The organism is Vibrio sp. VGrn 2, assembly GCF_009361695.1.
Classification (GTDB): Bacteria; Pseudomonadota; Gammaproteobacteria; order Enterobacterales; family Vibrionaceae; genus Vibrio; species Vibrio diabolicus.
The window spans coordinates 177487-193736 of record NZ_RBWD01000011.1 but is presented as its reverse complement, the minus strand read 5'-3'; the positions used below and the strand labels follow the sequence as shown (position 1 = coordinate 193736).

The 16250-nt window shown below is 44.5% G+C and carries 13 protein-coding genes, 1 rRNA gene and 1 other annotated feature; of the genes, 8 read left to right on the top strand and 6 right to left on the bottom strand.

Translation table 11 applies throughout. The annotated features are described in order from the left end of the window. From D8S93_RS17900 to rluD, 4 genes are all read right to left on the bottom strand, one after another. Nucleotides 1-117: ribosomal RNA gene (locus D8S93_RS17900) — 16S ribosomal RNA — on the bottom strand; the annotation flags it as partial. A gap of 521 nt (nucleotides 118-638) precedes the next feature. Next, nucleotides 639-3212, bottom strand: coding sequence for an ATP-dependent chaperone ClpB (gene clpB / locus D8S93_RS17895; protein WP_005397478.1), 2574 nt, complete (start codon nucleotides 3210-3212; stop codon nucleotides 639-641). 144 nt (nucleotides 3213-3356) lie between these two features. Then, a complete protein-coding gene (gene pgeF / locus D8S93_RS17890; RefSeq protein ID WP_053808618.1) occupies nucleotides 3357-4085 on the bottom strand; it encodes a peptidoglycan editing factor PgeF in 729 nt (242 codons plus the stop codon). 1 nt (nucleotide 4086) lies between these two features. Further along, the gene (rluD, locus tag D8S93_RS17885; protein ID WP_065645207.1) at nucleotides 4087-5064 is read right to left on the bottom strand and encodes a 23S rRNA pseudouridine(1911/1915/1917) synthase RluD; all 978 of its coding nucleotides are present in this window, start codon (nucleotides 5062-5064) and stop codon (nucleotides 4087-4089) included. 136 nt (nucleotides 5065-5200) lie between these two features. Between rluD and D8S93_RS17880 the strand changes: the two genes are divergently transcribed. The 5 genes from D8S93_RS17880 to yjjX all read left to right on the top strand — a co-directional run bounded on the left by D8S93_RS17880 (nucleotide 5201) and on the right by yjjX (nucleotide 10186). Further along, on the top strand, nucleotides 5201-5929 hold the full coding sequence (locus D8S93_RS17880; protein WP_005385927.1) for an outer membrane protein assembly factor BamD: 729 nt from the start codon (nucleotides 5201-5203) through the stop codon (nucleotides 5927-5929). A gap of 171 nt (nucleotides 5930-6100) precedes the next feature. Then, the gene (locus tag D8S93_RS17875; RefSeq protein WP_152814557.1) at nucleotides 6101-7555 is read left to right on the top strand and encodes a lytic transglycosylase F; all 1455 of its coding nucleotides are present in this window, start codon (nucleotides 6101-6103) and stop codon (nucleotides 7553-7555) included. A gap of 325 nt (nucleotides 7556-7880) precedes the next feature. Next, nucleotides 7881-8207, top strand: coding sequence for a ribosome hibernation-promoting factor, HPF/YfiA family (gene hpf / locus D8S93_RS17870; RefSeq protein ID WP_005397484.1), 327 nt, complete (start codon nucleotides 7881-7883; stop codon nucleotides 8205-8207). A 108-nt stretch (nucleotides 8208-8315) separates the two neighbouring features. Continuing rightward, nucleotides 8316-8437, top strand: a sequence feature (Phe leader region). A gap of 12 nt (nucleotides 8438-8449) precedes the next feature. Continuing rightward, complete coding sequence (pheA, locus tag D8S93_RS17865; RefSeq protein WP_005397485.1) at nucleotides 8450-9628, top strand: prephenate dehydratase; 1179 nt, start codon at nucleotides 8450-8452, stop codon at nucleotides 9626-9628. Nucleotides 9629-9652: 24 nt separating this feature from the next. Further along, on the top strand, nucleotides 9653-10186 hold the full coding sequence (gene yjjX / locus D8S93_RS17860) for an inosine/xanthosine triphosphatase (protein ID WP_005397487.1): 534 nt from the start codon (nucleotides 9653-9655) through the stop codon (nucleotides 10184-10186). Nucleotides 10187-10296: 110 nt separating this feature from the next. On the opposite strand, the gene trpR is transcribed toward yjjX, so the two are convergent. After that, nucleotides 10297-10605: a trp operon repressor gene (gene trpR, locus D8S93_RS17855; RefSeq protein WP_012842123.1), complete on the bottom strand. Its 309-nt coding sequence runs from the start codon at nucleotides 10603-10605 to the stop codon at nucleotides 10297-10299. 13 nt (nucleotides 10606-10618) lie between these two features. Then, nucleotides 10619-12556: a murein transglycosylase gene (gene sltY, locus D8S93_RS17850; RefSeq protein ID WP_193621638.1), complete on the bottom strand. Its 1938-nt coding sequence runs from the start codon at nucleotides 12554-12556 to the stop codon at nucleotides 10619-10621. A 373-nt stretch (nucleotides 12557-12929) separates the two neighbouring features. Between sltY and ettA the strand changes: the two genes are divergently transcribed. The 3 genes from ettA (at nucleotide 12930) to D8S93_RS17835 (ending at nucleotide 16227) form a co-directional block, all read left to right on the top strand. Then, the gene (gene ettA / locus D8S93_RS17845) at nucleotides 12930-14597 is read left to right on the top strand and encodes an energy-dependent translational throttle protein EttA (RefSeq protein ID WP_005381894.1); all 1668 of its coding nucleotides are present in this window, start codon (nucleotides 12930-12932) and stop codon (nucleotides 14595-14597) included. Between the two features lie 231 nt (nucleotides 14598-14828). Then, a complete protein-coding gene (locus D8S93_RS17840; protein WP_152814527.1) occupies nucleotides 14829-15197 on the top strand; it encodes a PilZ domain-containing protein in 369 nt (122 codons plus the stop codon). Between the two features lie 28 nt (nucleotides 15198-15225). Beyond that, a complete protein-coding gene (locus tag D8S93_RS17835) occupies nucleotides 15226-16227 on the top strand; it encodes a M23 family metallopeptidase (RefSeq protein WP_005397491.1) in 1002 nt (333 codons plus the stop codon). The last annotated feature ends 23 nt before the right edge of the window (nucleotides 16228-16250 follow it).

Here is a 16250-nt window from a genome sequence, read left to right as displayed (position 1 = left end):
CGCCGCTCGACGCCGTTATCGTTCCCCGAAGGTTCAGATAACTCGTTTCCGCTCGACTTGCATGTGTTAGGCCTGCCGCCAGCGTTCAATCTGAGCCATGATCAAACTCTTCAATTTAAGATTTTGTTCGGCTCAATGAATACTGAACATTACATAAAGTAATGTTTGAATTGACTGTGCTGAATCCGAAGATTCAATGGTCACTTCGTTTCATTGAAACCTAATTTAAAACCGCTCTTTATTAAGAGAAATTTCTAATTGGATTATTATCAACGAGTGCCCACACAGATTGATAGGTCTATATTTTTAAAGAGCACACTTTGAAGTTCTCTTCAAAGTGGACGGCCATTTTAGCTAGATAACTTATCGTGTCAAACACTTTTTTAAGTTATTTATCTGCGAGTTAATTCTTAACTCACTGACCTTGTTATCTAGGCTTCGCTTAACTTGCTTTCCCTTGACAACGGAGGCGCATTATAGGGCGTTCATTAAGGAACACAAGTGCATTTTTAAAAAAAACTCACCTTTTTAGTTCATTCGTATAGAAAACAGGCAAAAGGTTCTAAAACATTATAGAAAAGGGGCCAAATGGCCCCTTGAATGTGATTTTTATCTCATTTCTTATTGTATCCGTGCAATTACTGATGGGCACGAATTTGGTCATTAGTAACGATTAGCTGCACTTTCTTGTCTGGAACAATTTCACCAGAAAGAATCGATTTGGCTAATGGGTTCTCGACATTCTGTTGAATTGCGCGTTTTAAAGGACGCGCACCATATACAGGGTCGAAACCAACTTGAGCGATCAAATCGAGTGCTTTGTCAGAAACCTCTAGTTGATATCCTTTTTCTTCTAGTCGTTTCGCCAAACGTTCTAATTGAATAGAAGCGATGGACTTGATGTGCTCTTGACCAAGTGGATGGAACACCACGATTTCGTCAACACGGTTCAAGAACTCAGGACGGAAGTGTTTGCTAACCACATCCATTACTTCACTCTTGATACCTTGATAGTCTAATGTTGCGAAATTCTCTTGGATACGAGATGAACCCAAGTTCGATGTCATGATCACAACCGTATTACGGAAGTCAACAGTACGACCTTGACCATCCGTTAAACGCCCATCATCGAGAACTTGCAGCAGAATGTTAAATACATCCGGATGCGCTTTCTCTACTTCATCTAACAAAATTACCGAATACGGCTTGCGACGAACCGCTTCCGTTAAGTAACCACCCTCTTCATATCCGACATAGCCTGGAGGCGCACCAACCAATCTTGCCACTGAGTGTTTCTCCATGAACTCAGACATGTCGATACGGACCATCGCATCTTCGCTGTCGAACATAAAGCTCGCAAGTGTCTTACAAAGCTCTGTTTTACCTACACCAGTTGGACCTAAGAATAAGAAGGAGCCAATTGGTCGGTTTGGATCAGAAAGCCCAGCTCGACTACGACGAATGGCATTCGATACAACAGAGACCGCTTCGCTTTGCCCTACCACACGATTATGCAGTACGTCTTCCATACGAAGTAGTTTCTCTTTTTCCGCTTCTAGCATCTTGGATACTGGGATGCCAGTTTGCTTAGAAAGTACTTCTGCAATCTCGTTGTCGGTTACTTTATTACGCAATAGTGTCATTTCCTGCATTTCCGCTTGGGTTGCAAGATCTAACTGCTTCTCAAGTTCAGGAATACGACCATATTGAAGTTCCGACATGCGGTTTAGATCACCAGCTCGGCGAGCAAACTCCATATCCATACGAGCTTGTTCAAGCTCAGACTTAATATGTTGAGTGCCAGAAAGTGCAGCTTTTTCTGTATTCCAAACCTCTTCTAGTTCAGCGTACTCACGTTCTTTTTCATTGAGTTCTTCATTAAGCGCTTTCAAACGCTTTTCACTCGCTTCGTCGTGCTCGTTACTAAGCGCCTGTTGCTCAATTTTGAGTTGGATGATTTTACGTTCAAGCTTATCTAATGACTCTGGTTTAGAGTCAATTTGTAAACGAATGCTTGAAGCCGCTTCGTCGATTAAGTCGATCGCTTTATCTGGCAGTTGACGGTCAGAAACATAACGATGTGACAAACTCGCCGCTGCAACAATCGCTGGGTCAGTAATTTCAACGTGATGATGAAGCTCATAACGCTCCTTCAAGCCACGTAAAATCGCCACTGTATCCTCAACGGTCGGCTCATCCACCAGCACTTTTTGGAAACGACGTTCTAACGCCGCATCTTTTTCGATGTACTGACGATATTCATCCAGTGTTGTTGCGCCAACACAGTGCAGTTCACCACGGGCTAATGCAGGTTTGAGCATGTTCCCCGCATCCATTGAGCCTTCACCTTTACCCGCACCAACCATAGTATGGAGCTCGTCGATAAATAGAATGACATTACCTTCTTCTTTAGCGAGTTCATTCAATACCGACTTCAAGCGCTCTTCAAATTCACCACGGTACTTAGCACCAGCAACCAGTGCGCCCATATCTAATGACAGCACGCGGCGACCACGTAAACCTTCTGGCACTTCATTGTTGACAATGCGCTGAGCTAAGCCTTCAACAATTGCGGTCTTACCTACGCCAGGTTCACCGATGATCACAGGGTTGTTTTTAGTACGGCGCTGCAATACTTGGATGGTACGGCGAATTTCATCATCACGGCCGATAACCGGGTCCAGTTTGCCCTGTTCTGCTCGCTCGGTAAGGTCAATGGTGAACTTTTCCAATGCTTGGCGAAGCTCTTCTGCATTCGGATCATTAACCTTTTGACCACCTCTGATCTTTTCGATTGCTTGGCTAACTTTTTGCTCTGTTAAACCGATCTCTTTGAGTAATTGCCCCAATGGTCCGCGATCTTCTAAAGCAGCAAGCAGGAAGATTTCAGACGAGATATAGGAGTCTTGACGCTTTTGCGCCACTTTGTCACACAGGTTAAACAACGTGCCCATCGAACTAGAGAGCTGTACATCTCCACCGATGCCACTGACTTTTGGTAATCTATCTAGCATTTCACTCAATTTAGAGCGTAAATGCGTTACGTCCACATCCAGCATAGTAAGCAATGGACGGATTGGACTGCCATTTTGGTCAAGCAAAGCCACCATGAGGTGAACTGGCTCGATATATTGATGATCGCGCCCTAACGCTAGTGATTGAGCATCAGAGATAGCGATTTGAAACTTACTTGTGAATCGATCAAGACGCATATCTACCTTCCTAACCTCAACTAAAGGAAATTCTTTTGACAGTTAGAAAGATGGATACTCAGAGGAGGAATTTCAAGGGAGTGAATGAATAAAGATAGCTTTGCAAAAATAGCACTATGCATCTTGGCACTTTAGTGCTTATAACTAATCTTCAATCCAAATAAAGGTGGCTTGCCGACCAGTTTTACCATCACGGCGATACGAATAAAAAGAGGCTTTATCTTGGTAAGTACAAAGTCCAGAGTCAAACACTTGTGTCACACCAGCTCGATTTAGACGTTGCGTTGCCAGCTTTGACATATCAGCCAACCATTTACCTTTAGCCTCTCGTGGCATAAAAGCTTGATGTGCCAGAGAATCGACATCAACAAAAGCTTGCAGAACATCTTCACCGACTTCAAAAGCTTCAGGCCCAATAGCAGGCCCAAGCCACGCTATCACTTCACCTGAAAACAACGCTAATGCATTTTCGACAATACCATTTGCTAAGCCGCGCCACCCTGCATGAACGGCAGCGACCTGCGTGCCTTGTGTATTAGTCAATAATACAGGTAGACAATCGGCGGTCATCGCTGAACAAACAACATGGCTTGAAGAAGTAAATACACCGTCCGCATCAAGCACTTGTGTTGTTGGTTCATTTGCTTGAGCCACAACGGTCGAATGCGTTTGGTTTAACCAGATTGGCGCATTTGGCATGTTCGCCTGCTGCGCCAACCAAGCTCGGTTCTTCTCTACTAAAGACAAATCATCCCCAACGTGAGTACCTAAATTTAGCCCTTGATAAGGGCCTGTCGAAAAACCGCCTATGCGTGTTGAGGCAAAAGCTTTGACATTTTTAGGCGCACGCCAATTCGGAATGATTGTCTTCATCTTAGAACTCTTCCGGTAAACCGTGCTCTTCCGTATCTTGACGAAGCGCTTCGGTCATCGCCACCATGTCATCAGGCACAGGGGCATGGAACTCAAGTACTTCTCCCGTAATTGGATGTTCAAAGCGTAGCATTACGGCGTGCAATGCTTGGCGATCGAAGCCACGGATCATTGCCGTTAGCTCTTCAGAAGCACCTGTCGGGATGCGAGCACGTCCACCATATGCAATATCACCGAGCAGCGGATGCTGAAGGTAAGACATGTGCACACGGATCTGGTGCGTACGACCCGTTTCAAGACGCAGACGGATACGTGTGTGTTCGCGGAAACGCTCAGCGACACGGTAGTGCGTTACCGCTGGTTTACCCATTGGTGCTACCGCCATAAGCGTGCGCTTGGTAGAATGACGACCAATAGGTTGGTCCACTTTACCACCCGCTGTCATACGACCAATGGCGATTGCTTCGTACTCACGAGTAATATTACGTTTTTGCAGTGCGCGAACCAGGCGAGTTTGTGCTGGTACAGTTTTCGCCACCACCATCAGCCCCGTTGTGTCTTTATCCAGACGGTGCACAATGCCCGCACGAGGCACTTCTGCGATATCAGGGTAATGATGCAACAACGCATTAAGCACTGTACCATCTGGCGTACCGGCACCTGGGTGAACCACAAAGTCACGAGGTTTGTTGATAACGATAATATCGTCATCTTCATAGACGATATCTAGCGGGATATCTTGCGCTTCCCAGCGCTCTTCATCTTCTAACTCGGCTTGCAATGTAATTTCCTCGCCACCCATTACTTTGGTGCGAGGTTTGGTGACAACTTCACCATTAACTTGAACTTTCCCATCAAGCAGCCACTCTTTCAGGCGCGAGCGAGAGAAGTCCGCGAATAATTCGGCGATAGCTTGGTCTAAACGTTGACCTAACTGGCTATCTTTTACGGTATTTGTTAATACAATCTGCTGAGCCATATCGAACTTTTTTAAAAACTGTGAGACTAATGCTCACGACTGTGAAAAAATAGACTATTACGTCATTGTATCTGTTACTGGAAAGAAAGTAACGGCAGCTTAAGAAATATTTAGATTCAAGGAACAGACTCCTGATATGAAACGTCAGACTTTAACAGGCCTTTTAGCGGTATCCCTTCTGTTTGGATGTGCAAGCAAAGAAGAAATCGTTCCTGATGTGCCGCCTTCGGAACTGTATGCAGACGCACAGATTTCTCTTCAAAGTGGTAATTGGCTTTCTGCAATTGAGAAACTGGAAGCATTAGACTCACGTTACCCATTCGGTGCCTACTCAGAACAGGTGCAGCTTGACCTAATCTATGCGTACTACAAAAACGACGACCTTGCTTTGGGCTTGGCAACCATTTCTCGCTTTATGCGTTTAAACCCAACCCATGAAAAAATGGACTGGGTACTGTACATGCGCGGCCTAAGCCATATGGCGCAAGATCGTAACTTTATGCATGATCTGTTCAGCGTAGATCGAAGCGATCGCGATCCTGAGCCAGTAAAAAAAGCGTTTGATGACTTCAAAAAACTGCTTCAACGCTACCCGAACAGCCCATACGCACAAGATTCACAAAAACGCATGGTTGCGCTGAAAAACCGCCTAGCGAACTATGACTTAGCGACGGCTGACTTCTACCTCCGCCGTGAAGCCTGGGTAGCTGCAATTAATCGCAGTCAAGAGCTACAAAAAGCATTCCCAGACACCGAAGCGGCACGTAAGTCACTGACTATCCAGCTAGAGGCCTACAAGCAACTCGGTTTGGAAGACGCCGTAGCAAGAACTGAAAAGCTTATCGAGCTCAACCCTGTGAAGTAACTGAGCCGCTTCAAACTAAACCGCCACCGTTTTTACCGTGGCGGTTTTTTATTACCCGCAATAGCGTGTTCTGCCCTTGCTTGATGATCTACGGGGCTCTACATATGCTTAAAGTTCCCCTCCCCTTTATAAAAGGATGTGAACGTGACGATACCTAAGCTATGCGCAGTTATGCTGCTCTTATTGTCTGCTTCCGTTTGCGCACTGCAAATATCACCACTCAAGCAACCTCCTTACACTGGGGATCTCGATGTTATTAAAGAGAAGAATGTTTTACGTGTCCTCGTTTCTGCTGATCTAGGCTTCTATTACATTGAAGGCGGTACACCAAAAGGAATAGGTGCAGAACTCCTGGCGCATTTCGAAAAAGACCTTCGTAAGCTCAAACCGAAACTTAACGTACAAATTATTCCTCTAGCCCGTGACCAACTTCTGCCAGCCTTAGAAAATGGCTCCGGTGATCTAGTCGTCGCCAATCTGACCATTACCAACACACGTAAACAGAAAGTCGATTTTAGTTCACCCATTCTTACTGGTATTGACGAGTGGATAGTCACGAACAAAAGCACACCAGCCATGACTAACATTGAGCAACTGAGCGGCAAAGAGGTTTGGGTACGTGCCAGTTCTAGCTACTTTGAGAGTATTCAAGCACTAAATAAGAAGCTAAATAAAAAAGGCTTGCCACCCGTTGTCGTACATTTTATTGAAGAAACACTGCAAGACTACGAACTGGTTGGGATGCTCAATAACGGCTACGTCAAAGCCATTGTTCTCGATAGTCATAAAGCCAAACTTTGGCTGAAAGTGATGGATGATATTCGAGCTCACCCAGAAATCCCTATTCGTGAAAATGGTAAAATCGCTTGGGCAATGCGGGAAAACAGCCCAAGTTTGAAAGCCGTCGTGAACAAGTTTATTCAGAAATCTCGTTCTGGGACACTGCTCGGTAACGTCATTTACGGAAAATACATCGATAACACAGGTTGGCTAAACAAAGCCCTTAACCCCAACAAAATTGCTCAACTAGAAAAGCTTGCTACGTTGTTTTCACGCTATGGTGAGAAGTACGATATCGACTATCTACTGATCGCAGCCGTCGCTTATAAAGAGTCCGGCTTTAATAACGACCTCGTTGGAAGTCGAGGTGCAGTCGGCATAATGCAAGTTCTACCCAGCACGGCTCGAGACCCTAATATCAATATCAAAAACGTTCGGCAGCTAGAAAACAATATTCATGCTGGCGTGAAGTATTTAGCATTTTTGCGTAAACAGTACTTCAGTGATCCTGCTATTACGGCGGAAAATAAACTCTACTTTACCTTAGCGGCTTACAATGCTGGCCCCGGGAATGTAGAACGAATTCGTAAACGTGCAGCCCAGCAAGGCTACGATCCTAATGTTTGGTTCAATAACGTGGAAGTCGTTATGCGGAAAAGTTTAAGCTCAACGGTTGGGTACGTCACAAGCATTAATCGCTATTACGTTATATACAAACAGCTAGAAAGTTTGGACCAAGTCAAAAGTCTAGAGCGGGTATCACTGGCTCCAAAGGATCCCTTCTTCATGATACCGCTACGAAAAGTCAGTCAAACGCCAGACACAAAAAAGCCGCTTGTACAATAAGCGGCTTTGTAAATAAATTCGTCTGAGAGACTCAGTGACTGTCATCACACTTTACGTATAGTTAAATTTTAACCACCTCTAATATTAGGCCGTAAAACTTCCCTAAAAACGAAGACGTTTTCAGCTGAGTACTCTATCCAATCTACGGATTTACTAACCGATAACAAGCAATTTCACGATAAATCTCAGCAGATCTTGAGTGAGATCACATTCATTTTTCATCATAAAAAACCCGAACAAAATAATGATCTGAGTCACATTTTTTTATACTTAAAGCGGTAATCTGAACTCAACCCATGAGGGATGCAACAGAGGAAAAACACTTATGACAATGAATATCACTGGCAAAAACATCGAAATCACCTCTGCAATCCGAGCTCATATTGAGAGCAAGTTTAAAAAACTGGAGAAATGGCAAGTAGACCTAATTGGTTGCCAAGCAACTTTCAGTGAGGAACCAAACAAACAGAAGAAATTCGAAGCGGTTATTAAAGTTCCTAAAGGCCAGCTCATTGCCTCAGCAACTCACGAAGATCTTTACGCAGCTATCAACGAAGTGGAGCAAAAACTAGAACGACAATTGAACAAGCTGACCCACAAACCTGAAGCTCGACGTGCAAATAAGCCTGAGCTAGTGGAAGAAGAAGAGTAAACTGACCAGATTGAGGAAATAGCGCCGAAAGGCGCTATTTTTTTGCTTGACGCTCTCCCCTGCCTTGCTTATTGTGTTTAAACACTCATAAATTAAGCACTATTTATGCATTTAACCTCACTGTTTATTTTTGACTTCTTTTTCCTCCCATAGTCGGAGGGGCGAACTCGTTTGTGAAAGAAAAGTCAAAAACAAACAGAAAGCCTCCCAAATCGGGAGGCTTTTTTATAAGGAAAGAATTGATGACTGACCAACCTATTTCCCTCGAAGAAATTCGTTTGCGCTTGAATGAGCTAGATGACCAACTTCTCAGCTTATTGTCTGAGCGCCGTAAACTCAGCATTGAAGTAGCCAAAAGCAAAGTACAAACCTCAAAACCCGTTCGTGATGCCGTTCGAGAACAACAACTATTAGTTAAGCTGATTTCTAATGGCCGAGATAAATACGAACTCGACGCGCAGTACATCACTAAACTTTTCCATACCATCATTGAAGACTCTGTGCTTCTTCAGCAAAGTTACCTGCAAAACCTCGTTAACCCGCAACAAAGTCGTAAGCCACTTGCTCGCGTCGCTTTCTTAGGAGCCAAAGGCTCTTACTCGCACTTGGCAAGCCGCGAATACTTCAGCCGTAAAAATACAGAACTTATCGAGCTCAACTGCGAACACTTCAAAGAAGTGACTCAAACAGTAGAATCGGGCCATGCTGATTATGGCGTTCTGCCTATCGAAAACACCAGTTCAGGCTCTATTAATGAAGTGTATGACCTACTACAACACACGACGCTGTACATCGTTGGAGAGCTAACTCAACCAATCGAGCACTGCTTGGTTGCGAAAAAAGACATTCGTCTGGAAAACATTAAAACGCTGTATTCACATCCTCAGCCACACCAACAGTGCAGTGAGTTTTTAAGCCGTATGAAAGGTGTAAAACTGGAGTCTTGCGCCAGCACGGCAGATGCAATGCAAAAAGTCCAAGAGATGGATCGTGATGATGTTGCTGCAATTGGTAATGCATCAAGCGGTAAGCTATACGGCTTGCAAGCAATTCAAGGCAACATCGCAAACCAAACTGAGAACCATACTCGTTTTATCGTGGTTGCTCGCAAACCAGTTGAGGTTTCAACTCAGATTCCAGCAAAAACCACCTTGATCATGTCGACCTCCCAAGAGGCTGGCTCATTGGTTGAAACACTATTAGTGCTGCAACGTTACGGCATCAATATGACCAAGCTAGAATCACGTCCAATTATGGGGAACCCATGGGAAGAGATGTTCTACGTAGACTTGGAATCTCATCTTGCTTCGACAGAAATGCAACAGGCACTAGAAGAGCTAACAAAAATCACTAAACACTTGAAAGTATTAGGGTGTTACCCTAGTGAGAACGTAAAGCCTACCCAAGTAAAATTGAGTTAATAGACACCAGTGAGTAAAAAGATCATGGCAACCCAAAAAGTCGTAATCGCATCGCTAAACCCAGCTAAAATTAATGCCGTTCAAAGTGCATTTAACAGTGCATTTCCGCACCAAGAGTTCAACTTCGTTGGCGTCAGTGTACCGAGTGAGGTCGCAGATCAACCTATGACTGATGAAGAAACTCATCGCGGTGCACTAAACCGCGTTAAAAACGCAAAAGTAGAGATGCCAAACGCGGATTACTATGTCGGACTTGAAGCGGGAATTGAAACAAACGTGACGTTTGCGTGGATGGTTATTGAGTCGAATACTCACCGCGGTGAATCTCGCTCTGCGAGCTTAATGCTGCCGCCCAAAGTATTGGAAAAACTCGAGCATGCGAATGAGCTGGGAGATGTCATGGATGAGGTGTTTGGTACCGAGAACATCAAACAGAAAGGTGGTGCCATCAGCCTGCTCACCCAAAACCAGCTGACTCGAAGTTCGGTTTACCATCAAGCCTTGATTCTGGCTCTGATTCCATTCACAAACCCTGAGCACTTCCCTTCAAATTTATAACGCTCATCCTATTCGCTAGGTACGAAAAAGGGCGGATATTTCCGCCCTTTTTAACACGTTATCTTAACCACTTGTGATACTAATACCTAAAAGCGAATTGGAATCACTGGCTACTTAGATACCGCAACTTGCTCTAACAAAACCTTGAGTTTGTCTTTCTCTTCATCAGATTTAGACTTTAACTCGTTAGAGCCACGAGTAATAGTGGCAATACCCACGCCAAGCATCTGGCTGATCTGGCGTTGAGATAATTCTCCTTTAAGAAGCTCGTTAATAATATTAACGCGTGATATTAATGATTCTCTCTCATCACGTGACATCAGCATGGTTAGCAGCATGTCATCTTGCTCACTGTCCATGCTAGTTCGAATTAGCTCAATAATCTGTTGCCAGTCTTTGTACTCGGGTTCGTGCGACATCAAGTTACCTCACTCAATACTTGGTATTGATCTCATGTTGATTCAAGAACGCGCCATCGATACCCAAAAGATCACGGTAATATGTTTCAAACATCAGGATGTTTTGTACATAACCGCGTGTCTCTCTAAATGGAATTGCCTCAATAAAGGCATAAGCATCCACTTTTCCTTGGGTACGCTCTCGCCACGTTTTTACTCTGTTAGGACCTGCATTATAAGCAGCAAGAGCAAAAATACGATTATTATCGTAATCCTCTAATAAGCCTTGCAAATAATGGCTACCAATTTCGATATTTTTACCTACATTGTAGAGGTCCTGCGTACCTTGATAACTCAACTTATATTTACGTGCTGTGTACTTTGCTGTAGCGGGCATGATCTGCATAAGACCACGAGCACCAACTGGAGAACGGGCTTCGACATCCAACGCACTTTCCTGTCGAGCTAGGGACATCATCGTCACGGAATCTATGTTGTGTTTTTTTGCATAAAAGTTAAACCACCAGCGATGCGCAATCGGGAACCTCAGTTCGATATTATCCCACATCTGCGCTTGAATACTCGCGGTCACCGTTAGGTTATGCCAACGCTTAGAAGACGCATAAGCCGCCAACATCGCCTTTTCATCTTTCCCTACGCGGCGCAATAAATGTGCCCATTCACTTTTCGCTGCTGCAATTTTGTCCGTCGCGATCAACTCTTCAATACGAACTAACGAGTCTTGATAGGGTTGAACCACTCGCTTATCAAACTTAACCGTATGCGTAGGGTATTTGATTGATTGTCCAATCGCATTAGCGGCTGCCACACTATAAAAGTTTCGCTGCCCGACCAAAGTCGCTAAACGCTGTTTCCCTGCGATGTCATCACCTAACGCAATTTCACTTCGTCCAAGCCAGTATTGCCAGCGAAGCGACGCTTGCTCTTCTTTATTGAGAACGGCAATCCACTCTTGTACGCCCTTCCAATCCGCGTTCTGAATCGCTAAGCGAATGCGAGTTTCAATGAGCGGTAAGTACTGGCTGGTTTTCGTTTTATCATCGCGCCACTTAGCTAGTGACTCAGACTCAGTACGGGTCAATCGAAATGCGATATAGTCAGCCAGGGCTTGCGCCTTTTCTGGAGAAAACTTCTGCCCTTTAATGACGGCATCATACGCACTCTGCGCTTGACTGGTATTCATGCGAGCTAGCTTTTCCAACGCATATTCGCTTTGCGCTCGATTAAAATCATTAGCCGGTTTTTTCTTCGCGAACTCCGCAACGCTTGAAGGGTTATCAAACAACGCCTTCATTTCTTTCGCTTGTTGCCTTGCCTGCGAGGATTTAGGCAATTTAAGTAAGTAACTCATCAAACTGCCATTACGTGCATCAAACGCCAGTAGCATACGCTGGAGAATTAATTCATCAGTACGTTCACCGGCCTTGTCCCATGCTGCGAATAATGGATCGCACTCATCGGCAATACTTCTGCCACGCAACCACATATGCTCAGCCCCTTTAAACGCGGCGACTTTCTTACCTTGCTCTAACTGAGCCACGTAGAAAATACATTGGTAACGCTCGCCACTTGGAATGACTTTTTGAAACTCAGTAATGGTTTTCCAATCTTTTTGCTTATAAAGATGGTTGAGGTATGGAGCGCGAACACGACGAGAAAAAGGAAACGACTCGTACTCCGAAATAAATTCGTTCACCTGCTGTGGCGATTTTTCCGGTAACTGTCTAATAAATGTTCGGTAGTCCACATAAGGCGTCAGTGGATAGTCAGAAATTTTAGGACGGATCGAAAGGTATCCGTCGATGTCATTTTTATCTAATAAATCTTGAGCTTGCTCATAAACTTCACGCTGCTTTTCCAAGCTCAGCGCGGCATTAGCACTCAAACTCATCGCACACAGCGCGGCTGCGCAGCATACATTTTTAGCCAATTCAGATACGTTGAATCTCATTTGTGTCATTTTCCCCAGACATATACTGCCCCAAAGCCTCGTTTTGTTAGCGTTCATGTGATGTTAAGGCAATTTTCACACATGCATCTATTTACACAGAATGCAGATGTCCATGTAAAGCAACTTAGTGTATTAAAAATTGTACTCGTGAAACTTTTAAGACGATGGAGACAAGGAGTTCCTAACTTATGCAGAAAGCACTTCGTCATTTATAACGAATAACAAAAGTGTATACCCTAACCGTGTAAGTTTCCGGTCAGCTCAAAATAAGAAATCCATTCGAAAGGGAAATTCTTGCAATGCGGTAACAAAAACAAAGCACTTGGTATAAAATGATGGGTTTGAATGACAGTTAATTTAGGAACGATCGGCAATGGCTGAATACGTATATACCATGTCGCGGGTGAGCAAGATTGTGCCACCTAAGCGTCAAATTCTTAAAGACATCTCTCTGAGCTTCTTCCCTGGTGCGAAAATCGGTGTTTTAGGTCTGAACGGTGCAGGTAAATCCACACTGCTACGTATCATGGCAGGTATCGACACGGATATCGACGGTGAAGCGCGTCCACAACCTGGTCTAAACGTAGGCTACCTACCCCAGGAGCCAGTATTAGACGAATCAAAAACCGTTCGTGAAGTTGTTGAAGAAGCGGTTGCTGACGTTGCTGACGCACTGAAACGTTTGGATGCGGTCTATGCGGCTTACGCAGAGCCAGATGCAGACTTCGACGCACTTGCAAAAGAGCAAGGCGAACTTGAAGCTCTGATTCAAGCGAAAGATGGTCACAACCTAGAAAACGCACTTGAGCGAGCAGCAAACGCACTTCGTTTACCTGAATGGGACCAAAAAATTGCGCATCTATCAGGTGGTGAACGCCGTCGTGTCGCTATTTGTCGCCTGCTACTTTCTAAGCCAGACATGCTGCTGCTTGATGAGCCTACCAACCACCTAGATGCAGAATCTGTCGCTTGGTTAGAGCGCTTCTTAGTGGATTACACAGGTACTGTAGTCGCTATCACCCACGACCGTTACTTCCTAGATAACGCCGCGGGTTGGATCTTAGAGCTTGACCGTGGTGAAGGTATCCCATGGGAAGGTAACTACACCTCATGGTTGGAGCAAAAAGACGCTCGTCTACAACAAGAAGCATCTCAAGAAAGTGCTCGTCAAAAAACCATCGAGAAAGAACTTGAGTGGGTACGTAAAAACCCTAAAGGTCGTCAAGCGAAATCAAAAGCACGTATGGCACGCTTTGAAGAACTGCAAAGCTCTGATCACCAAAAACGTAACGAAACCAATGAACTGTTTATCCCGCCAGGTGAGCGCCTAGGTGATAAAGTTATTGAAGTGAAGAACCTAACGAAGTCATTTGACGGCCGTGTTCTAATTGATGACCTATCATTCAGCATCCCTAAAGGTGCGATTGTTGGTATCATCGGTGCGAACGGCGCAGGTAAATCGACCCTATTCAAGATGTTAAGTGGTACTGAACAACCAGATTCAGGCACAATTGAAATGGGCGATACTGTGAAACTTGCATCGGTCGATCAGTTCCGTGACAGCATGGACGATTCTAAAACCGTATTCCAAGAGATTTCTGAAGGTGCTGATATCATTAAGATCAACAACTTCGAAATCCCTGCTCGCGCGTACTGTTCACGCTTTAACTTTAAAGGCAGCGACCAACAAAAAATCATTGGTGAGCTATCAGGTGGTGAGCGTAACCGTGTCCACCTTGCGAAACTGCTTAAAGCGGGCGGTAACGTGTTACTACTCGACGAACCGACCAACGACCTTGACGTGGAAACACTGCGTGCTCTAGAAGAAGCACTACTAGAGTTCCCTGGTTGTGCAATGGTTATCTCGCACGACCGTTGGTTCCTTGACCGTATCGCGACCCACATCATTGACTACCGTGACGAAGGCCAAGTTAACTTCTACGAAGGTAACTACACCGAGTACATGGACTGGTTGAAGAAAACGTTGGGCCCTGAAGCCGCAGAACCACACCGCATCAAATACAAGCGTATTGCGAAGTAATCGCAACCCGCAAAGTTTGATTGTAATTTGTACAAAGGCCGCTATCATAGCGGCCTTTGTTTTCTTTGTTATAAAAAAGAGCTCATTAGCCCGTCTCGTTCGTTAAGAACATGACATTGCACTTACGTCACTCTGTAGCGACCTCGACACTTTTCAAACAGCAATCGAACATTTTTTGTTCGTATTGATATACTATTCAATTCTGTTTGAAGACATGACGAGAAAATGCACATGGCAGAGAGACGACGCTTTTCACGCATTCTCCATCAAGCGCCAGCGAAGGTAGAACAACGTGACTTGGCAATTGAAGCTAGGATTCAAGATCTTTCCTTACATGGTTTACTCATGAAAGTGGAAGAGACTGAGGCTTTGGATCTAGCCCTTCCAGTCCATGTGACTTTTTCATTTGATCAATCCGAACAAGTGATTACGTTAAAAGCGCAAATTGTGGATGTTTCTAAGTGTGAGATTAGGTTAAAGATCATCAAGATAGACATCGAGAGCATTAGCCAACTAAAACGATTTATAGAATTGAATGTAGGCAATAACGACCTTCTGAACCGAGAGTTAGAACATCTCTCTGATTTAGGAGAAAAATAAATGAACGCCTATTTAAGTAACAATAACTATGTCTAAAAAAATCATCATGCAGATCCCGACGAAAGACGGCGATCAACAGTTCTATTTGGGCCGCAGTTCGGTCCTAGCAGTATTTGCTTCGGTATTGGCATTACCCGCCGTCGTTGGTGGCGCGTGGTATCTCAATCAACAGCAGATACACAATAAAGACGAACTAACACAAACCATCGCCAAACTAGAAAGTGAAAAGGCCGAAATCACCGCGCTTTATGAAGAGCAGCTTGATACCAACCACTCGCTTTCTCAGTCATTGACCGATAAGAACAATCAAATTCAGCTATTAGGAAAACGGGTATTCGACGTCGAATCGGTTCTAGGTCTCGCTGACGAAGAGCTGATGATCGATGAAAACAACATGGCGTTAGAAGAGCGAATTGATGCAGCAGCTATCGATTCCGCAGTTCGAGCAACCATGTTTCGTTTGATTCCAAATGATAGCCCAGTGACATACCAACGTATTTCTTCTTCCTACGGCAGTCGCATTAATCCTATTTCAGGTAAACGACACGTTCATACTGGTATCGATCTTACCTGTAAACGAGGAGAAGAAATCCTCGCACCTGCAGACGGAGTGGTGGAAACCGTTCGCCCGAGTAATCGTGGCTATGGCAACTATGTCACTATTCGTCACTCATTTGGCTTTATGAGCTCCTTTGCTCACTTACAACGCTTTAAAGTGAAAAGCGGCCAATTTGTCAGTAAAGGCGATGTGATTGCTCAATGTGGTAGTTCAGGTAATTCCACTGGCCCGCACCTGCATTACGAGGTGCGCTTTCTCGGGCGAGCACTCAACCCTCAATACTTGATGGAGTGGACTCCTGAAAACTTCAATTATGTATTTGAAAAAGAGAAAAAAGTGAAATGGGGCCCTTTAGTTCAATTGATTGATAATGTCGTACGTCTGCAAGTCAATTTAACCAACTCCCCCTATCGCGACACCAGTATCAATACAGTATCAAGTGAAGATACCAGCAATACCGCGACTAACTGATTTATCTCTCGACACAAAAAAGA